Source organism: Acinetobacter sp. IK40 (assembly GCF_035615075.1).
Classification (GTDB): domain Bacteria; phylum Pseudomonadota; class Gammaproteobacteria; order Pseudomonadales; family Moraxellaceae; genus Acinetobacter; species Acinetobacter courvalinii.
Map to the genome: position 1 here is coordinate 109890 of NZ_JANBOE010000010.1, position 17990 is coordinate 127879.

22 protein-coding genes are annotated in these 17990 nt (G+C 43.9%); 15 read left to right on the top strand and 7 right to left on the bottom strand.

Annotated elements, in window-relative coordinates; all coding sequences use genetic code 11:
- Positions 1 to 7 precede the first annotated feature (7 nt).
- From MSG93_RS16745 to MSG93_RS16760, 4 genes are all read left to right on the top strand, one after another.
- A complete protein-coding gene (locus MSG93_RS16745) occupies positions 8 to 400 on the top strand; it encodes a SirB2 family protein (protein WP_324622573.1) in 393 nt (130 codons plus the stop codon).
- A gap of 82 nt (positions 401 to 482) precedes the next feature.
- A complete protein-coding gene (locus tag MSG93_RS16750; protein ID WP_005281283.1) occupies positions 483 to 1325 on the top strand; it encodes a ParA family protein in 843 nt (280 codons plus the stop codon).
- A 9-nt stretch (positions 1326 to 1334) separates the two neighbouring features.
- Positions 1335 to 1724, top strand: a complete 390-nt coding sequence (locus MSG93_RS16755) for a hypothetical protein (protein WP_005228352.1) — start codon at positions 1335 to 1337, stop codon at positions 1722 to 1724.
- 209 nt (positions 1725 to 1933) lie between these two features.
- Complete coding sequence (locus tag MSG93_RS16760; RefSeq protein ID WP_005228353.1) at positions 1934 to 2524, top strand: LysE family translocator; 591 nt, start codon at positions 1934 to 1936, stop codon at positions 2522 to 2524.
- 12 nt (positions 2525 to 2536) lie between these two features.
- On the opposite strand, the gene MSG93_RS16765 is transcribed toward MSG93_RS16760, so the two are convergent.
- A complete protein-coding gene (locus MSG93_RS16765; RefSeq protein WP_005228354.1) occupies positions 2537 to 3175 on the bottom strand; it encodes a DedA family protein in 639 nt (212 codons plus the stop codon).
- A 236-nt stretch (positions 3176 to 3411) separates the two neighbouring features.
- Here MSG93_RS16765 and MSG93_RS16770 point away from each other — a divergent pair, with 236 nt between their 5' ends.
- Both MSG93_RS16770 and MSG93_RS16775 read left to right on the top strand, forming a co-directional pair.
- Complete coding sequence (locus MSG93_RS16770; RefSeq protein WP_005228355.1) at positions 3412 to 3828, top strand: DoxX family protein; 417 nt, start codon at positions 3412 to 3414, stop codon at positions 3826 to 3828.
- A gap of 141 nt (positions 3829 to 3969) precedes the next feature.
- Complete coding sequence (locus MSG93_RS16775) at positions 3970 to 4338, top strand: NirD/YgiW/YdeI family stress tolerance protein (protein ID WP_005228356.1); 369 nt, start codon at positions 3970 to 3972, stop codon at positions 4336 to 4338.
- Between the two features lie 46 nt (positions 4339 to 4384).
- Here the strand turns inward: MSG93_RS16775 and MSG93_RS16780 are convergent, their stop codons facing one another.
- Positions 4385 to 5611, bottom strand: a complete 1227-nt coding sequence (locus MSG93_RS16780; protein WP_171062171.1) for a DUF445 family protein — start codon at positions 5609 to 5611, stop codon at positions 4385 to 4387.
- 443 nt (positions 5612 to 6054) lie between these two features.
- Here MSG93_RS16780 and guaA point away from each other — a divergent pair, with 443 nt between their 5' ends.
- Entirely contained in the window at positions 6055 to 7623 is a 1569-nt protein-coding gene (guaA, locus tag MSG93_RS16785; protein WP_005228357.1) for a glutamine-hydrolyzing GMP synthase, read from the top strand.
- A gap of 62 nt (positions 7624 to 7685) precedes the next feature.
- Positions 7686 to 8480 (top strand): ANT(3'')-II family aminoglycoside nucleotidyltransferase, encoded by a 795-nt coding sequence (locus MSG93_RS16790; protein WP_324622574.1) that lies wholly within the window; start codon positions 7686 to 7688, stop codon positions 8478 to 8480.
- 137 nt (positions 8481 to 8617) lie between these two features.
- Here MSG93_RS16790 and MSG93_RS16795 read toward each other — a convergent pair whose 3' ends face one another.
- Entirely contained in the window at positions 8618 to 8959 is a 342-nt protein-coding gene (locus MSG93_RS16795; RefSeq protein WP_199950019.1) for a DHCW motif cupin fold protein, read from the bottom strand.
- A 189-nt stretch (positions 8960 to 9148) separates the two neighbouring features.
- Between MSG93_RS16795 and MSG93_RS16800 the strand changes: the two genes are divergently transcribed.
- The 6 genes from MSG93_RS16800 (at position 9149) to MSG93_RS16825 (ending at position 12702) form a co-directional block, all read left to right on the top strand.
- Positions 9149 to 9676, top strand: coding sequence for a PadR family transcriptional regulator (locus tag MSG93_RS16800; protein ID WP_199950020.1), 528 nt, complete (start codon positions 9149 to 9151; stop codon positions 9674 to 9676).
- Between the two features lie 145 nt (positions 9677 to 9821).
- On the top strand, positions 9822 to 10118 hold the full coding sequence (locus MSG93_RS16805; protein ID WP_005228360.1) for a DUF3861 domain-containing protein: 297 nt from the start codon (positions 9822 to 9824) through the stop codon (positions 10116 to 10118).
- Positions 10119 to 10169: 51 nt separating this feature from the next.
- Positions 10170 to 10439, top strand: coding sequence for a DUF2798 domain-containing protein (locus MSG93_RS16810; protein ID WP_324622575.1), 270 nt, complete (start codon positions 10170 to 10172; stop codon positions 10437 to 10439).
- A gap of 168 nt (positions 10440 to 10607) precedes the next feature.
- Entirely contained in the window at positions 10608 to 11555 is a 948-nt protein-coding gene (locus tag MSG93_RS16815; protein WP_324622576.1) for a pirin family protein, read from the top strand.
- Complete coding sequence (locus MSG93_RS16820; RefSeq protein ID WP_032870975.1) at positions 11552 to 11950, top strand: OsmC family protein; 399 nt, start codon at positions 11552 to 11554, stop codon at positions 11948 to 11950. Before MSG93_RS16815 ends, MSG93_RS16820 begins: the two co-directional genes overlap by 4 nt.
- Before the next feature lie 98 nt (positions 11951 to 12048).
- Positions 12049 to 12702: a glutathione S-transferase gene (locus tag MSG93_RS16825; protein WP_032870978.1), complete on the top strand. Its 654-nt coding sequence runs from the start codon at positions 12049 to 12051 to the stop codon at positions 12700 to 12702.
- 53 nt (positions 12703 to 12755) lie between these two features.
- Here the strand turns inward: MSG93_RS16825 and MSG93_RS16830 are convergent, their stop codons facing one another.
- The 3 genes from MSG93_RS16830 to MSG93_RS16840 form a co-directional block, all read right to left on the bottom strand.
- Positions 12756 to 13364, bottom strand: a complete 609-nt coding sequence (locus MSG93_RS16830) for an SPOR domain-containing protein (protein ID WP_005228366.1) — start codon at positions 13362 to 13364, stop codon at positions 12756 to 12758.
- A 141-nt stretch (positions 13365 to 13505) separates the two neighbouring features.
- Positions 13506 to 15296 (bottom strand): arginine--tRNA ligase, encoded by a 1791-nt coding sequence (gene argS, locus MSG93_RS16835; RefSeq protein ID WP_324622577.1) that lies wholly within the window; start codon positions 15294 to 15296, stop codon positions 13506 to 13508.
- A 174-nt stretch (positions 15297 to 15470) separates the two neighbouring features.
- The gene (locus tag MSG93_RS16840) at positions 15471 to 16391 is read right to left on the bottom strand and encodes a Dyp-type peroxidase (protein WP_324622578.1); all 921 of its coding nucleotides are present in this window, start codon (positions 16389 to 16391) and stop codon (positions 15471 to 15473) included.
- 154 nt (positions 16392 to 16545) lie between these two features.
- Here MSG93_RS16840 and MSG93_RS16845 point away from each other — a divergent pair, with 154 nt between their 5' ends.
- Positions 16546 to 17169, top strand: a complete 624-nt coding sequence (locus tag MSG93_RS16845; RefSeq protein WP_324622579.1) for a LysE family transporter — start codon at positions 16546 to 16548, stop codon at positions 17167 to 17169.
- Between the two features lie 8 nt (positions 17170 to 17177).
- On the opposite strand, the gene znuB is transcribed toward MSG93_RS16845, so the two are convergent.
- Positions 17178 to 17987, bottom strand: a complete 810-nt coding sequence (znuB, locus tag MSG93_RS16850; RefSeq protein WP_324622580.1) for a zinc ABC transporter permease subunit ZnuB — start codon at positions 17985 to 17987, stop codon at positions 17178 to 17180.
- Positions 17988 to 17990 lie beyond the last annotated feature (3 nt).

The following is a 17990-nucleotide window of genomic DNA, read 5'->3' on the forward strand; positions in this document are numbered from 1 at the left end:
ACGGATCATGGACCTACATCTCATCACGAAAATGCTGCATCTGCTTGCAATGAGCCTGTTGATTATTGCTTTTGTATTACGCGGTTCAACCTTATTTGTGGGTATACAGGATCAGCAGCCCAATCTAAAGGCCCGTAAAGCGATGGTGGGCTTACAGCATTTTTCGTTGACCCTGATTATTGTTACGGGTGTAATCTTGCTGGCAATGAAGAATTTTGATGTACAGCCGTGGTTCTATGCCAAAGTGATCCTGTTCTTTGTGTTGTGGTCATCATTGATCAAAACCTATAAGCAAGACAGCAGTATCTTGCTGGAACAACGCCGTGCAGGGTTGCTGATTGGTACAGTGGCCATGGTCGGGATTCTCGGTCTTGTGATGATTAAACCGGTTTTTGCCTGATTGTTGGACATTGTATTTAGAAATTGTTTTTGCACTAGGTTAAACTGCGTGCAGTTTAAAAAAAACAGGGTAGAGGGAAATCATGTTAACGCGTGTGGTGTTTAACCAGAAAGGTGGTGTGGGGAAATCGAGTATTACGGTTAATCTGGCTGCAATTAGTGCAAAACAGGGCCTGAGAACACTGGTCATTGATCTTGATCCACAAGCAAACTCAAGCCAGTACCTGTTAGGTGAGGATGCTACCTATTCGGCGGACAAAGCCGCGTTAGAACCCAATATTGAAAATTTCTTTGATGATGTTTTGGGCCAGACCCAGCAAAAAGGGCTGATTGGCAATGCCATTGGTTCGATTTTAAAAGCACCTCGTGGCAAGGGGCTGGACAGTTATGTGCATCGCTCATCATTCGAGAATCTGGATGTCATTCCGGCCAGTCCAAGTCTGGGTAGCTTAGAGCATGCACTGGAAAGTAAACACAAAATCTATAAATTGCGTGATTCAATTCAGTCACTCAGCGCACGTTATGACCGGATCTTTATTGATACGCCGCCTGCCTTTAACTTCTTTACCTTATCTGCGCTGATCTCAGCAGACCGGGTGCTGATTCCATTCGATTGTGATGTATTCTCCAAACGCGCGTTACAAACTTTGATTGAAAATGTGCTCGAAACCCAAGATGATCATAATGATCGCCTTGAGATTGAGGGAATTGTGGTCAACCAGTTCCAGTCTCAGGCAAAGTTACCTCGAGAAGTGGTTCAACAACTCAAAGATGAAGGTTTACCTGTGCTGGATAGCATGTTGCCGCCATCGATCTTGATGAAAGAATCACATCAAAAGAATTTACCATTGGTTCATCTGGCATCTGAACACAAGTTGACGCTTGCTTATGTCACCCTGTTCAATGAGATTGAATCGAAGCAATAAGAGAACATTATGAAACGTTTATATTGGATGCCTGTTCTGGCGGCAAGTATGCTTTTGGGTGCTTGTGCATCAACGGTTAAGCCAGCTTATGTTTCACCGACGCAATATCAGGGCTTGAACTGTCAGCAATTACAGGCCGAGTACAACCGTATTCAGCTGTATATTGAAAACGGGGTTCAAACACCAAAACGTACCGGCATGGGCGTGGGGGTAGGACTCGGTGGTGGCTGGGGCCGTGGTGGTTGGGGCTTCGGTCCATCCATTTCTGTCAACATGGGCCAATCGATGAATACCAAGAATACCGAACTTGCCAATGTGCTAGGACAGCAAGATGCGATCGTGCAGGCAGCCAAGTTTAAAGGTTGCCCGATTATCGTAAAACAGCGTCCGAAATCTTAATTTCTACCCGTTTATCACCATAATTCGTTATGGTGATAAATAACTAAATTATCGCAAAATGTTTCAAAAAATAATCATAAAAATCAATTTTTTAAAAAATTATCTCGTCTAAATTCCGCTATTTACCCTGCTGTTTTTATTACCGAAATTTGTATTTTTGCCCTAAATTCGTTTAAGGTGGCGCCCATGTATAGTCGTTCGGTATGTGTATGATTGAGAGTTGGTTTTTTGTTTTGGCGATGTTGGCAGTGTTACTGATTCCAGGTCCGACCAACGCTTTACTTGCCAGTGCAACCCACCAACAAGGTGTACCCAAAACCATTAAATTTATTCCAATCGAATGGTTGGGATATATGTACGGCATCAGTTTATGGGCACTGTTAATTCATCTTTTTGATCCGATCTGGCCTGCACTGGGTGCGATTTTACATACCGCAAGTTTGCTTTATGTGCTCTGGATGGCTTTTCATCTCTGGAAAAGTTCACATCTGCAAAAACATGATCAGCATCATCCGCATATCCGCAAGCGACAGTTGTTCATGTCGACCTTAAAAAATCCGAAAACGGTGTTGTTGGCAGCAGGCATTTTCCCGAGTGAAACCTGGAATTCAATCGAAAATGCGCTCATGGTATTTGCCGTGTTTAGCCTGATTCTTTTACCGGTCAGTATTTTCTGGATGATCTTCGGACGTGCATTAATGGCGGGAAGTCTGATTGGAATTAAAGCCGATCATTTATATAAAGGATCGGCTGTGTTATTGCTGATTTGTATGTTACCCATGATCTTTCGCTTGTTTTAAAGCGGCTATCGATTATTGACCTTTACGGTTACTGAGTTTCTGACGAATAAAACCAATCACACCCGGTAATACACTGATAATAATGATACCGAAAATCAGGTGCGTGAAATTATCCTTTACAATCGGCATGTTGCCGAATAAATAACCCAATGTAATAAACGATGCAATCCAGCAGAACGCACCAATCACGTTATAAGTCAGGAAGAACTTATAGTTCATGCTGCCTGCACCGGCAACAAAAGGTGCAAAAGTACGGGCAAAAGGCACAAAACGGGCGAAAATAATGGTTTTACCGCCGTGGCGTGCAAAGAAATGCTGGGTTTTGATCAGGTGCTGTTTATTGATAAAGCGTGAATTGGTTTCAAAGACCCGCGGACCAATATAACGTCCAATATGATAATTTACGGTATCGCCGAGTACGGCAGCAATAAATAATAAAATACCGAGTACCCATGGATCCATGGCACCTGTTGAAGCGGCGAGTGCCCCTGCGGCAAATAACAGGCTGTCACCGGGTAAAAATGGCATCACCACCAGACCGGTTTCAACAAAGATAATTAAAAACAGGATGGCATAAATCCACACGCCATAATTGGTAATAAATTCTAAAAGGTGTTCGTCAACGTGCAGAATAAAATCAATGAGTTCCATGAAGATGTTAACACTGTAAATGTGAGCTAAATCCTAGCAGTGCCTCTATAGAATGTCAGTATAAAAAGCAAATTAATTGGTAACTTTGCAGGGGGGTGAGGGGAGGGAGCACATTCAGATCATGCTTTTATTGTTGCAAATAAAGAACGATATGTTAACTAATTTGGTATTTATTGCATAATTAAAGATACATAAACTTGCTAACATGTTAAAAAACAAACCGTATGGGATCAACCATGTTTAATCCGAATGTTGTTGTAAAAAATATCGTAACGCAAACTGGCGTAGCAAATGGTGTTATTTTGGTTGCACGTTTACTGCTCGCTTATATCTTTCTTGTGGCTGGCTGGGGCAAGATTGTCGGCTATGCAGGCACCGCTGGCTATATGGAATCCATGGGCGTTCCGGGTGCTCTATTACCCTTAGTGATTCTGGTTGAGTTTGGTGGTGGCTTGGCCTTACTATTTGGCTTCCAGACCCGCTTTGCATCATTAGGCTTAGGTATCTTTAGCATTCTCACAGCCTTTATCTTCCATGGTGGACCAGATGATGCGATTAACTTTATGAAGAACTTTGCAATGGCAGGTGGTTTCTTCGCGTTAATGCTGTATGGCGCAGGCCGTTTCAGTCTGGACCATCTCATCGAAAAATAATCAAAAAATCCTAAAGCCCGCGCTGAGACGCGGGCTTTATTTTGTCCGTACATAAAGTTCACGCTTGATTACAAACTTAAGCCGACATGCACAGCTATTTCTGTTTAGATCATAAGTCTTGAGAATAAAACAGGAGATGACATGAAAAAATTCATCGCAAGTTGCGGGATTGTGATTTTAGCGGGACTATCAACCACGAGCTGGGCAGGTAAAGATGACCACGTGATTGTGCAGGAAGCGGCAAAGAATGTGGTAACAGTCAGTCAGGTGGCAAAACTTGCCGATGAAACCGGTATTACGCTCACGGGTCAGATCACCAAACAATTAAAAGGTGATCACTATGAGTTTAAAGACAAGAGCGGGACTATTGGAGTCGAAATCGATGATGACATCTGGCGTCAGGCCCAGCTCAAAGTCGGTGATCATGTCCGTTTGGTTGGCGAAGTCGATACGCATCGTTATAAGCCGACCGATATTGAAGTGGTCAAAATTGAAAAACTTGCCCATTAATTAAAAAAGGAAGCCTAAGCTTCCTTTTTTAATATCTTTCATTACCTTAAAGCATAAAGTGAATCTGCATTTCCCCAACGAGAAAACCCAGTACCGCACCGACAATAATCAAAGACCATTCATCTTCTTTAAAGGCCGGACGCAGCATGCCTTCAAACTCTTCCGGACTCAGTTTTTGCATGCGCTCAACCAGAGTATTACGCACGTTCATGGCATCTTCAGCATAAGATTCCACGTAGCGCATAGTGTCTGGAAGCTGTTTTAAAATCCGCTCCGCCACATCAGCTTTCAGGTTTTGATATTTTTCACCGCCAATGGCGTAGACCACTAACGGACGTACAATACCGGCCTGTAAATCAATTTCCTGTTTGACCTGACGGCTGACCAGTTCGATGACCTTGTCTGAATGGGTGCCGGAAAACAGCTCTTCCATCATGTTACGTGAGGTGAGGAGCTGTTTTGAAATCAGGGCTGCATAATCAGCCGCTACTTCATTCTGACGTTTAATGAATAAACCTTGCCAGGTATAGCCCATAATCTTTTTCGGATATAAAGGGCGGAACATCATTTGCAGCGCCATCCAGTCACTAAAGAAACCGACAAAGCCGCCAAACATCGGCAACATCCATGGATATTTACCTTGCGTGACGATCCAGCACAGCATCTGTACCACACCAATCGCGAAACCAAATACAAAACCGACATTACTAAAGAACTTGAATTCCTGTTTGCCGACTTTTTTAAAGATTTCATTCAGCAGGCGTTTATCTTTGAGCAGGTTGTTGACCACCATATGCTTGATATCGAAATACTTGGCCACATCTTTCTGTACTTCACTCATGATGTGTTCAACAATTTCCGGGGCTTTGGCCTGAACCCGCTTGATCAGTCGCTGACGGGCAAACTCTGGCATGCCTTCCCATAAACCCGGCTGATATTGCTGCGCGACTTCTCGGGTAATATCTTCGGCCGCCGCCATTAACGGCTTTTCGATTTCCTGGGCAATCCGTTTGGGGTCGAGTCTGGCAAAGATTTCTTCCGGTTTGATAAGCTTGGAGGTCATCAGCTCAACGGCTGTGGTTGCCATTTTCTCAGCTTTGCGCGGCACGATCCCTTGCCATCCGAGTGGAAGTCCAAATAATCTCAACCCTTTAAATTCGAGGGGAGAAAACATCATTTGAATGGCAATGACTTTGGTCACATAACCAATAAAGCCGCTGATAAAGGGAATGGAAATATATAGCCAGAAATTTTGGTGAAAATCCGCAATCATTTCTTGAAACATTATTTTATTGGTCCTTCAAGTCCTAATTGTTGCTCGTAGTCGGGCAAGCGCTAGATGATAGTAAAATGTTTTAGGACCTTGGTGATTTACCAAGACCTTGTGATGCTTAATTACCTTTTTATTTTTCCTTTCATTCAGGACATCACAATCGCATAAAAAGGCAATGATGCTGTCGATTGAATACCTGTCCGTGGTAATCCCTATTTCGAGTCATCATCTTAGCACCAATTTTTGTTTTGTGTGGAGCAGAATAGGCAAGAATTGTTGATTTAACTCTCCTTATTCTGGAGGTATTTATGGAATTTTACTTTAAATTTCAGTGCCGATTTTCAGGTCCAATTAAAAAACAAGATAGATGATGAATTGCGGTGCGTCAAAGCGTGAAAAATGTTAGAATGTGGCGCTTAATTCATTTGCCTTTAAGATGAACCATGACGACCAATACTCAAATTACTGAAGATCGTATCCTTATTCTGGATTTCGGCTCTCAATATAGCCAGCTCATTGCACGTCGTGTACGTGAAGCGGGTGTCTATTCTGAAATGTATGCATTCGATATGTCTGAAGAAGACATTCGTGCGTTTAATCCGAACGGGATTATTTTATCAGGTGGCCCTGAGAGCGTACATGAAGAGGGAAGCCCACGCGCACCGCAAGTTGTATTTGAATTAGGCGTACCGGTATTGGGTATTTGCTATGGTTTACAAACCATGTCTGAGCAACTTGGCGGTAAGGTAGAGCCAGGCACAGTACATGAGTTTGGTTATGCGGAAGTTGATATTCTGGTCCGTGATAAATTGATCGGTAACTTGCAAGATCGCGAAAACCAGCTCCATGTCTGGATGAGTCATGGCGATAAAGTCAGTGCGATTCCGGAAGGCTTCCAGGTGACTGCAAGCACGCCAAGCTGTCCATTTGCTGCAGTAAGTGATGAAGCACGTCGTTTCTATGGCGTTCAGTTCCACCCAGAAGTGACTCACACCGCTAAAGGCGCTGAATTACTGTCTAACTTTGTTCATCAGATTTGTGGTTGCCGCGGTCTGTGGACTCCTGAGCACATTATCGATTTACGTGTAGAACAGTTACGTGAACAAATCGGTGATGAAAAAGTTCTGTTAGGTTTATCTGGTGGTGTAGATTCATCAGTGGTTGCTGCGCTATTGCATAAAGCCATTGGCGACCAGTTAACTTGCGTATTTGTAGACAATGGTTTACTTCGTTTAAACGAAGGTGATCAAGTGATGCAGATGTTTGCAGACAACATGGGCATCCGTGTAATCCGTGCACAGGCTGAACAACGTTTCTTGTCGGCATTGGCAGGTGAAGTTGATCCTGAGAAAAAACGTAAAATCATTGGTCGTGAATTTATCGAAGTCTTTGCTGAAGAAGCGCGTAAACTGGATGGCGTGAAATTCCTGGCGCAAGGTACGATTTACCCAGACGTGATCGAATCTGCTGCAAGCAAGCAAGGTAAGGCACACGTGATCAAATCACACCACAACGTGGGTGGTTTGCCAGAAGATCTAGCTTTTGATCTGGTTGAGCCATTACGTGACCTGTTCAAAGATGAAGTCCGTAAATTAGGTACCACGCTTGGTTTACCGCATAGCATGATTTACCGTCATCCATTCCCAGGTCCAGGTTTGGGCGTGCGTATTTTGGGTGAAGTGAAGAAAGAATATGCTGATATTCTTCGTCTTGCAGATGACATCTTTATGCAAGAGCTTCGTGACAGCGGCTGGTACGACAAAACTGCTCAAGCATTTGCAGTCTTTCAACCAGTGAAATCAGTCGGTGTTGTCGGTGATGGCCGTCGTTATGCATGGGTGATTGCACTTCGTGCGGTTGAAACCGTTGACTTTATGACAGCCCGTTTTGCGCACTTGCCATATGAACTGGTTGATAAAATCTCAACCCGTATCATGAACGAAATTAAAGATGTTTCACGTGTTGTATATGACGTGTCATCTAAACCACCAGCTACGATTGAGTGGGAATAATGAAATGAAAAGGCAGGATGAACATCCTGCCTTTTTTTATGCGATTAACAAAGAGGTAAAGCATGTCCGAAACCTTGCAACTGGAACAGTTAACAGGATATTTACAGCAGCTTTTGGGTGAATCCCTCTTTGCCATTTATCTGTATGGATCGGCTGTTGATGGCGGGCTAGCTCCAGAAAGTGATCTGGATGTTTTGGTTGTGCTGAGTCAAGCAATCACACTTCCGCAACGACAGCAACTAGCAGAAACCTTATTACAAATTTCGCATCCGATTGGTGCTGCACAACGTGCACTTGAAGTCACCATCGTACGCAAAGACCATATTCTTTCGGGATGTTATCCCCTCAGCTACGAACTACAGTTTGGGGAATGGTTGCGGGATGAGTTAAGCCAAGGCGATATACTTAGCGAACATGCAGACCCAGATCTGAGTATTTTGCTGAAGAAAGCGCAAATGCATCACCAAACCTTGTTTGGGCCAGATCTAAATTCTTGGTCGGTTATGATTCCCGATCAGCAACTCTGGCAGGCGATGGCAGACACCTATCCATCGATAGTGGCGCATTGGGATGAAGATGCGGATGAGCGTAACCAGATTTTGGCCTTATGCCGTATTTATTTTAGTTTGGTGACGAATAAAATTGCACCTAAAGATCAGGCTGCGCAATGGGTGATTGCTCAGTTACAACCGCAACATCAGCCTGTTTTGCAGCGAATGGTGCAAGAATATAAAGGTGAGATTGAAAAGCAAAACTGGCAACAACAGCATCATGCTTTACAACCTGTTGTTGATTTCCTGTCTTTAAAAATTGATGAACAGTTTAGACAGAGAGGCTTATTAAGGATTGATGAATAAAGAAGCTATTTGCAATTTCTTAATCGAATCCATTCTAGCAAAAGTACCAAAGAGCTATTTTTTATTTAAAAAATAATCTATTCCTCATTTTATATAATTTAAGACATATCCAACTTGCTGAAGCAGAAGCTTGATGATTAATCAACGATTAACAATTTAGCTCCTTTTGAAGTAAAAGACTGATGCGGTTCTGAATGATCACCCACTTGATAACTCATGCCTGCGGTTAAAATAAATTTCCTTCCATCTTTTAACCTGCTTTCTAACTCGCCTTCTAAACAGAATAAGATATGACCTTTTTCACACCAATGATCAGCTAAATAATTAGCAGAATACTCAACGAGTCTTACTCTAATTTTATTGCCTTCTTCTCCAAAATATTGTGTTCTCCAATATGCTATTCCTGTTTCACCATAATGCTCTGTTTTTTCTATTTGAGCCCAATCGGTTATTTGAAATGGGAAAGGTGCAATATTCATATCATTTTTACTCCATACATTTAATTATTTTTACAACAATGATCAAAATCGTTCTATTCAATCTAAATACTAAAAAATAATTTATTAGATATCAAAATTTTAAAAATTAAAGATATATCTTAGCTTGCTATAAGATATATTAAGATATATCTTATAATGTATAAATTAAGCAATTCGAGAACAATAAAGATGAAACAGGCATCAGCTCATCACGACAGCCAAGGTGATCTTCAGCATGCAGAGCAGCATCGCTCAGGCCGCCGTGGACGCCTTTTTGAATCAGGCCGCATGAAACTTTTGGTTCTGCATCTCATTCAGCAAAGTCCAAAGCATGGCTATGAAATCATTAAAGAAATTAGTGATCTGGTCGGCGATGGCTATTCACCCAGTGCAGGGACTATCTATCCCACCCTGACAGCTTTGGAAGAGATGAATTGCATCTCGTTGCTTGATGCTGAACGTAAGCAATACCAGATTACCGACTATGGCGACAGCTATTTAAAAGAGCAGCAAGACATGCTGTTGGCACTTCTACAAAAGCTGCGACTAAGACGTGAAATTCACAATAATGACCAGCTGATTGATATTCACCGTGCCATGGAAAATCTCAAAACCGCATTACGTTTAAAACTGAATATCGCGGACTTAAAGCCCGAGCAAATTCACCAGATTGCAGAGCAGATCGATCAGGCTGCGATTGCCATTGGGCGGCTATAGACGGGAATGAAAGCTGTGAGCGTGACAGCAAAAAAACAAATAGGTGCAATTGCTGCGTTCATTAAAAATTGTATTTAATCCATATCAAGTTCACCTGATGCAGGTCGAAATTAAGAAGAGTGCCTAAGCATTCTGGAGTAGAACGATGAAACAACATCAATATCATGTGACTGTACAACACTTAAAAGATAACAAAGGACAGGCGTCGACCTATACCGAACGTCTGGAATTTTATACTGGCAATCATGATGACATTTTCGAGATTGTTGAGCGTTTAAAGAAGGGCGAGTTTTTTGATGATCAAACCACCAAATCATTTGCAGTGGGTTTAAAGCTGTTTAGTGAAGTCATGCTGGAACATCGTGATCATCCACTCTTTGAAGATTTCTGGCCGCAGTTTGGTCAGTTTATGAAACACCTTAAACAGCAAGTGAAGAAATAGAGATGAAACTGTACACCTCGAACAATCTGATTTTATGGAAGCACTTTTAACATGCAGGAATTGAAAATAACCCCACGCCTGATCAGTAAATTGCCTGCCAAATATGCCGCCTGGATTTTGCCGCTGATTTTATCTTTTTTAATGAGTGGAGCACTGTCGTTTGTGAATATGTGGATGAGCCTAGGGTTTATTCCAGAATTTCTGCATAAATGGCCAGCGACATGGATGTTTTCTTGGTTGATTGCTTATCCGTTGGTGCTGGTTTTACTGCCATTGGTTCGGCGTCTAACGGCTTTGATTGTCGACATGCAGCCTAAATAATTATTGAATGGTTCAGTGCTAAAGATAAGCTTTTATGCTATCCGGGACTAAGATTGTCTCATGCATGACACTCTGCGTATTACCAAAAGACTATATTGAATGGGGGTGGTATTGTTAAGATCAATAAAACGACTCATTGCAATGGCATAGGTAGAAGAGAGCAATATCATGAGCAATAATAACGAATACGATATTTCTGATTCAAAAGACTGTGAAACGTATATCAATCAATTTATTCAGGAATTTACCATTCGCTCGGCTGAAATTGGGAAAGGAACCGTAATTAAGCGGGCTTTACCGAGCCGCCAGAAGCGCTTGGTGGGTGCCTGGTGTTTCCTTGATCATGCGGGGCCGGTCAGTTTTCCGGCGGGCGATGGTCTGGATGTAGGACCGCATCCGCATATCGGTTTGCAGACCTTTACCTGGATGATTGAAGGCACCATGATGCATACCGACAGTCTGGGTTCAAAACAGTTGATCCGTCCTAAACAGGTGAACTTGATGACTGCCGGTCGCGGTATTTCGCATACTGAAGTGGCGCCTGATAGTGAAACCAAAATGCATGCGGCGCAGCTCTGGATTGCCTTGCCTGATGATAAGCTCAATATGGATCCTAAGTTTGAGCATTACCCTGAATTGCCAGTGGTCAGCCAGGAACAGGTTGAGTTTACCGTGCTGGTCGGTGACTTTCTGGATACCACCTCACCTGTGCAGGTGCATACCCCTTTGGTCGGCGTTGATTTAACGGCACAAGCCGATACCAAAACCCGCATTCCACTTAATCCAAAATTTGAATATGCCTTTATGGCTTTAGAAGGCACAGCGCGTGTAAATGGGCATGAACTCACCGCTGATAACATGGTGGTGCTGGACACTGGATTGACCGAAATTGAAGTCGAGTTAAGCCAAGGCCATCGCTTGCTGTTAATTGGTGGTGAACCGTTCGAGTCACCAATCCTGCTGTGGTGGAACTTTGTAGGACGTACCATGCAAGACTTGCAGCAAGCACGCGAAGACTGGATTAATCATGATGCACGTTTTGGTGAAATTCCTGATTATCAAGGCAAGCGCTTAGAGGCGCCGGTATTACCCGACCAGATGAGGGCATCAAAATGAGCATCATTGCCAGCAGCAAAGTCTTGACCTTGCCTGAACCCTGGAAAGGTGAGGTCAGTAGCGGCACACATCAGTTTCTTACCGATAAGCCCGAACAGTTTGGTGGACATGATACAGGCCCGGCGCCGTATGATTTCCTGACGGCCAGTCTGGCCTCGTGTACCATGATCACCTTACGTATGTATGCGCAGCATAAGCAGATCGATTTGGGTGAATTTACGGTTGAGGTTGACTTTCATACCAATCGGGAACAGCAGGAGCGTATTGAACGCCGAGTTGTATTCCGGCAACCTGTGTCACAGGACTTGCAAGAAAAACTTCTCAATGTCTGTAGTAAAACCCCGGTGACTAAAACTTTGTTACGTAGTTTAGACATTCACACCATGATTCTTTAAGACTAAAGTGCTATTGTGCTTGGGCAAAACATAATTCTAAGTGCAATTGTGAGAGGGATCTGAAATCGCAATTGCACAGTAAAAAAGCAGGCACAAAAATGATTACCTTACATTATCTACAATGCTCACGTTCGTTTCGTATCCTGTGGGCATTAGAAGAACTTGGGATGGATTATCAGGTTGAGTATTATCAAAGGCTGCCGAGTTATGGGGCACCAGAGAGTCTCAAGAATATTCATCCTTTGGGTAAAGCACCGATTCTGGTAGATGATGACGAGGTGATTGTAGAGTCTGCCGTAATTCTGGATTATTTACAACAACAGTATGATTCTCAACAACAATTCAAGCCAACATCCGACAAAGACCAACGGCAGTATGCTTACTGGATGCACTATGCTGAAGGTTCTTTAATGCCTTTGCTGGTGATGACCTTGGTGATGAATAGTGTTAGCAAGCATGTACCCTGGGTAATTCGTCCGATTGCAGAGAAAATTACCGGTGGGGTAAAAGCCAGTTTTGTTCGTCCACGGGTAAAAGAACATATTCTGTATCTTGAGCAATATTTATCAGAACATGATTATTTTGCGGGTGACTTTTCTTTCGCGGATATTCAAATGGCCTTTCCACTGATTGCGATTCAAAATCGCTTGCATGGCAAGTATCCGAATATTCAAGCTTTTGTTCAACGTGTTCAGCAACGTTCTGCCTTTCAAAGGGCGGAGCAGAAAAGCTTGCATTCGCAGTGTGCCTAAAATTGAAGATTAAAAAGGGGAGCATCTTGCTCCCCTTTTTAATCGGTATCTGTTTAGCGCTTGATTACAATCGAATCAATGCCACTATGTTGTAAGGTTTGTTGCGCTGCAAGTGCTGAGTCCTGGCTATCATAAGGGCCAGAGAACACACGATACCAAGTCTGACCATTTTCCACACTTTTCACCACATCCGCAGACAAGCCATTCAGGATAATTTCGGCACGACGCGCATCGGCACTGTCAGGATCAGGATAGCTGCGGACTTGTAAAATATAAGTTGCGTGTGCTGGTGCAACCGGTTCAGTTGGGGTGAGGCCTGCTGGATCTTCTGCTGCTGGGGCTTCAGGTTTTGGCGATTCAATGATTACCACATTCCCTTGCTGTTTGGTCTCAGGAACTGCCTGTTCAGGAATTGGAGTCACTTGCTGTTGAGGCAGCAAATCATAGAAGCGGTAATCTTTATTGGTGTTTTCTTCTTGGTAATGCTCGGAAGTGACCTGATTTTTGGTCGGGACAGGTTGCCAAGGCTGCCAAAGCATCAGCATCACAGCTACGCATAGGATCGCAAGAATAGCGACAAGCATTCCTAACCACTTCGGAATGAGTGGTTTTTTAGGCTTGTTTGGTCGTTCAGATACACCACGTTGCGTTTTTCCAAACACCGGAAATTCCTCTTGATCCTATTGATTTATTTGTAACTTGAGTTTACTTAAAAACAAAGCATTATGTTTAAAAATAATGCTTTGTTTACCATATTGTTTAACAACGATGGCTTAAGTTTACATGGCTTTAAGCTTTGCTGATTACATCGTCTCAGGCGCTGATACACCGAGCAATTCCAAGCCATTGCGTAATACTTGCTGGACGTTGATTGAAAGCAACAAACGCGCTTGTGTCAGTGCCACATCATCGCCCAATACTTTATGTTCATTGTACCAAGCATGGAATAGGGCAGCTAACTCTTTAAGATAGTTACCAATCTGATGCGGTTCGTAGGCATTGGCTGCACGCACCAGAATATCAGGATAAGCAGCAAGTTTAGACAAGATCTCGGTTTCAGCATCCAGCTCTAAACGGTTGGCATGTTCGCGTGCTGCGCTAAGGTCGAAATTAAAACCAGTCGTCGCTGCTTTTTCTAACATACGGCAAATACGTGCATGCGCATATTGGATGTAATACACTGCATTATCTTTGCTTTGTGAAACGGCAAGGTCAAGGTCAAAGTCGATGTGCTGTTCAGATTTACGCATCACATAGTAGAAACGGGCAGCATCGTTACCCACTTCCTTACGCAAGTCACGTAAAGTCACGAACTGACCTGAACGCGATGACATTTGCACCATCTCGCCGCCACGCCATAAGCTCACGAACTGAACCAAAAGTACGGTGAGTTTCTTCGAATCATAACCCATGGCATCAATGGCAGCTTTTACACGTGAAATATAACCGTGGTGGTCTGAGCCCCAGATATCAATCAGGTCGGTATAGCCACGTTGTAATTTATTCAAATGGTAAGCAATATCAGAGGCGAAGTAAGTGGTTTGACCATTACGACGTTTGACCACACGGTCTTTTTCATCACCGAATTCGGTTGATTTAAACCAGATGTTGCCGTCTTTTTCGTAGAGGTAGCCACGTTGATCCAGTGTTTCAAGAGCTTCGTCAATCTTGTCGGTCAATGAATCTTCGCTGAACCATTTGTCAAAGGTGACACCAAAGTCAGCCAGGTCATCTTTAATATCATCCAGAATGGCATGTAAAGCTGCCTGATGGAACACGCGATAAGCTGCACCCAAGTGTTGTTGCGAGTTCGCAATCAAACCATCAATGTGCTTTTCTTTATCGCCTGAAAGCACAACTTTATTGCCTTCAGCATCAAGTTCTTCAGCATATTGCACATCTTCTGGTACATCTTTATAGATGTCGGCAACGGCACGAACGTGTGCATCGCCATCTTTATCAATAATTTCCTGTGCGATTTCTTTAACGTAGTCGCCTTGATACGCATTCTTCGGGAAAACCAGTGTTTGCCCGGTCAATTCTAAATAACGTAAATAAGTTGAAGTCGCCAAGATATCCATCTGACGGCCAGCATCGTTGACATAGTATTCGCGGTCAACTTTTGCACCCGTTGCTTCGAGTAAGTTCGCAACGGTCATGCCATAAGCTGCACCACGACCATGGCCGACATGCAGGCTAGAGGTCGGGTTTGCCGATACAAATTCGACCTGAATTTTTTTAGTCGCGTTGGCCTGACTACGACCATAGGCATCTTTTTGTGCCTGAATCTGGTCGAGCACCGCATAGCGCTGGTCTGCATTTAAAAAGAAGTTAATAAAACCCGGACCTGCAATTTCTGCTTTGGTAATGTCTGCCACTTCTGGTAGTGCTGCCAGAATTTTTTCAGCCAGATCACGTGGTTTCATGCCCGCGGCTTTAGAACCGATCATGGCAATATTTGAAGCAAAGTCTCCGTGACTTCGGTCTTTGGTACGGGTTAAATGGCTCGTGTTGGTCCAATCTGAAGGGAGTACACCTTGCTGTTGCAGGGTTTGTACCGCATGATCAAGAGCTGCTTGTATTGCCGTATTCATAGTTACCGAAAATAAATGTCGCGGAAAAACGTCAAATATAGCAAACTTTGCAGGCTTAAGGGGAGAGTGATTTGGCTGGAATTCACATATTCCGGTAAATCTTTTGTCAGTTCTTGTTTTTTTCGTTACAGGGTGGATGCTATATTATTGAATAACATAGCATCTTTCGATTTTTTAATCTGCTAAAATCTGTTCCAGCAATTCATCGCTTGGCGCAAAATAATAAGCGCCGTCGATTGCAGTGGTGAAATGCAATAAACGGTCATGGATCCCATCTCTGGCTGTTCCAAACATGCGTTTCAGCATTTCATCAATAATACTTAAATTATTGGTATACGCCACAAAGAAAAGCCCCTGTTCACCCTTGCCATCGCCATAAGGCAGGCTGTGACGCAAGATTTCCATTTCTTCGCCTTCATCATCTTCCACCACGGTGCGCGCGACATGGGAGTTTTCCGGTTTGATGTCATCATCGAGTTCAATCGATTCCAGTTTGGTACGACCAAATACATGTTCCTGTGCATCGACTTTGAGCTGGCGCCATTTGACCAGATCATGGGTATAACGCTGGGCAAAGATAAAGCTGCCATCTGCAAATGCACCCGCTTGTTCAGGCAGTAAAGCCGCTTCAGCACGATCGTCAGGGAATTGTGGATTCTCTGTTCCATCAATAAAGCCGGTCATGTCGCGACCGTCAAAGAAACGGAAGCAGGCACGCTCATCAAGTACCTCAACTTTATCCTGAATGCCGGTAAAGAAGGCCTGGCTCATGGCAAAGCAGATATCTGCACGGGCGCTGGCAATATGGATAAAGACATCAGCAGGCACCACTGGCATGTTAAATGCGCCACTTTGTGGGTCAAGTTGTTTAAAACCTGCAGGTGTTTGCGGGTAGAGTCGAGCCCAAAGTTCAGGACCAAATGCGATGGCTGTTTTAATCTGGTCATTCGGATGTTGCGTGATTAAACGGTCACGCGTAGACAGTAGCACTTCAATCTGTTGTTTTAATTCGGCAATGGTGAGGTCTTTTAAGCGTAAAACAATAAAGCGTGCATGATCAGAAGGTAATGGAAGAATGACAGATTGCGCAGTCATTAAAATCTCCTTAGCTTTTAAGGGATAAAAAGAATAATTGTGCCTGATGTCGCTGCAGCTGAGTAGCATATTTGTGCAATTTTATTGCCTGTAATGTCATCCAGTCTTGCTTTAAATCGATATAATTTAGTTTTTATGAGTTGATAACATTGTTATGTCTGTGCAGGTCTGGTTTGCTTTTATGTTGGCGTGCTGGGTGATTAGCATTTCACCGGGCGCAGGTGCCATCGCTTCCATGTCGAGTGGTCTCAATTATGGCTTTCGGCATGGCTACTGGAATGCAATGGGTTTACAAGTGGCATTGATTGTTCAATTCATGATTGTGGCAGCAGGGGTGGGGGTGCTGTTTGCAACCACACCTTGGGCGTTTCAGGCGGTAAAATGGTTTGGCGTGGCTTATCTGGTCTATCTGGCATATAAACAGTGGACTGCACCGATTCAAACCATTGAGATTGAGCAGGAACAATATCAATCCGCTTTCGCCTTAATCATGAAAGGTTTTGTGGTGAACATGAGTAACCCTAAAGCGATTGTGTTTTTGCTTGCGGTGTTGCCACAGTTTCTGGATTTGAGCCGACCGCAATGGTTACAGTACCTGATCATGGCCATTACTATGGTAGGCATCGACCTGATTGTGATGGCGGGTTATACCGGGCTGGCATCCAAAGTTCTCAGATTACTGCGCTCACCGACACAACAAAAGTATTTAAATCGTGGGTTTGCCGTGATGTTTAGCGGTGCAGCACTCCTATTAAGTGCGATCCAACAATCAGGTTAACAGCCTGATTAGGCTGTTTGAGTCTGGCTTTTGAGTTTTTGCACAATGAAAATCGCGGCGAAGCACAACGACATACATAGCACAATGCTTAAGCCAGTGGAAATATTCAGGGCTGCACTCGACCATAGACCAACGGTCACGCCGACCTGAGCCATTACAAAGGCCCAGATCACCATTTGTTTTGGAGAATGGGCCAGCAGGCGAGCGCTTAATGCTGGAATCACCAATAAGGCACCCATCAATAAGGAGCCCACTGCACGTAACGCCAGTACTGTAAATAATGCCAGTAATAACATAAAGATCAGGCGCTGCCAGTTGGCACTGACGCCTTCACTCATGGCAATATCGGGATCAATCGCAATCTGGATCTGCGCTGACCATGAACGGTACAGCACGACCAATGCAGCTGCAATGACCACAGCGAACATCGGTAAGTCAGTCCATTCGATACTAAGCAGATCGCCAAATAAATAGCTCAGTAACTCTGGGCGCAAGCTTGGCACCTGCTGGATCAACAGCAGGCCAGAACAGAGCAGGGTGGCAGAGCTTAAAGCCAGCAGTGCATCATTCGGCAGGCGCGAGTCATGCAGCACCCATAAAATCGCCACCAATAAGCCTGCCAGAAAGGCCACGCCGAGCCATAACGGTAAATTCAGGATGCCCGCAATCGCGACCCCAAGCAGGGTGCCATGGGCCATGGTGTCGGCAAAGAACGACATTCTGCGCCACAGCATCAGGCAGCCGAGTGGCGCGGTCAGGAACACCAGCAATGACCCCATGATCCAGGCGGGTAACAGGAGTTGTAACCATTCCATCATGGC

Excerpts from the sequence above, each read along its gene's own strand:
- MSG93_RS16745 (WP_324622573.1), top strand. The coding sequence starts at position 8 with ATGGACCTACATCTCATCACGAAAATGCTGCATCTGCTTGCAATGAGC.
- znuB (WP_324622580.1), bottom strand. The coding sequence starts at position 17,987 with ATGATGGAATGGTTACAACTCCTGTTACCCGCCTGGATCATGGGGTCA.
- MSG93_RS16780 (WP_171062171.1), bottom strand. The coding sequence starts at position 5,611 with ATGATTGCGGATTTTCACCAAAATTTCTGGCTATATATTTCCATTCCC.
- MSG93_RS16825 (WP_032870978.1), top strand. The coding sequence starts at position 12,049 with ATGATTACCTTACATTATCTACAATGCTCACGTTCGTTTCGTATCCTG.
- MSG93_RS16815 (WP_324622576.1), top strand. The coding sequence starts at position 10,608 with ATGAGCAATAATAACGAATACGATATTTCTGATTCAAAAGACTGTGAA.
- MSG93_RS16765 (WP_005228354.1), bottom strand. The coding sequence starts at position 3,175 with ATGGAACTCATTGATTTTATTCTGCACGTTGACGAACACCTTTTAGAA.
- MSG93_RS16795 (WP_199950019.1), bottom strand. The coding sequence starts at position 8,959 with ATGAATATTGCACCTTTCCCATTTCAAATAACCGATTGGGCTCAAATA.
- MSG93_RS16800 (WP_199950020.1), top strand. The coding sequence starts at position 9,149 with ATGAAACAGGCATCAGCTCATCACGACAGCCAAGGTGATCTTCAGCAT.
- guaA (WP_005228357.1), top strand. The coding sequence starts at position 6,055 with ATGACGACCAATACTCAAATTACTGAAGATCGTATCCTTATTCTGGAT.
- MSG93_RS16750 (WP_005281283.1), top strand. The coding sequence starts at position 483 with ATGTTAACGCGTGTGGTGTTTAACCAGAAAGGTGGTGTGGGGAAATCG.
- MSG93_RS16805 (WP_005228360.1), top strand. The coding sequence starts at position 9,822 with ATGAAACAACATCAATATCATGTGACTGTACAACACTTAAAAGATAAC.
- MSG93_RS16755 (WP_005228352.1), top strand. The coding sequence starts at position 1,335 with ATGAAACGTTTATATTGGATGCCTGTTCTGGCGGCAAGTATGCTTTTG.
- MSG93_RS16840 (WP_324622578.1), bottom strand. The coding sequence starts at position 16,391 with ATGACTGCGCAATCTGTCATTCTTCCATTACCTTCTGATCATGCACGC.
- MSG93_RS16775 (WP_005228356.1), top strand. The coding sequence starts at position 3,970 with ATGAAAAAATTCATCGCAAGTTGCGGGATTGTGATTTTAGCGGGACTA.
- MSG93_RS16770 (WP_005228355.1), top strand. The coding sequence starts at position 3,412 with ATGTTTAATCCGAATGTTGTTGTAAAAAATATCGTAACGCAAACTGGC.
- MSG93_RS16790 (WP_324622574.1), top strand. The coding sequence starts at position 7,686 with ATGTCCGAAACCTTGCAACTGGAACAGTTAACAGGATATTTACAGCAG.
- MSG93_RS16820 (WP_032870975.1), top strand. The coding sequence starts at position 11,552 with ATGAGCATCATTGCCAGCAGCAAAGTCTTGACCTTGCCTGAACCCTGG.
- argS (WP_324622577.1), bottom strand. The coding sequence starts at position 15,296 with ATGAATACGGCAATACAAGCAGCTCTTGATCATGCGGTACAAACCCTG.
- MSG93_RS16845 (WP_324622579.1), top strand. The coding sequence starts at position 16,546 with ATGTCTGTGCAGGTCTGGTTTGCTTTTATGTTGGCGTGCTGGGTGATT.
- MSG93_RS16810 (WP_324622575.1), top strand. The coding sequence starts at position 10,170 with ATGCAGGAATTGAAAATAACCCCACGCCTGATCAGTAAATTGCCTGCC.
- MSG93_RS16760 (WP_005228353.1), top strand. The coding sequence starts at position 1,934 with ATGATTGAGAGTTGGTTTTTTGTTTTGGCGATGTTGGCAGTGTTACTG.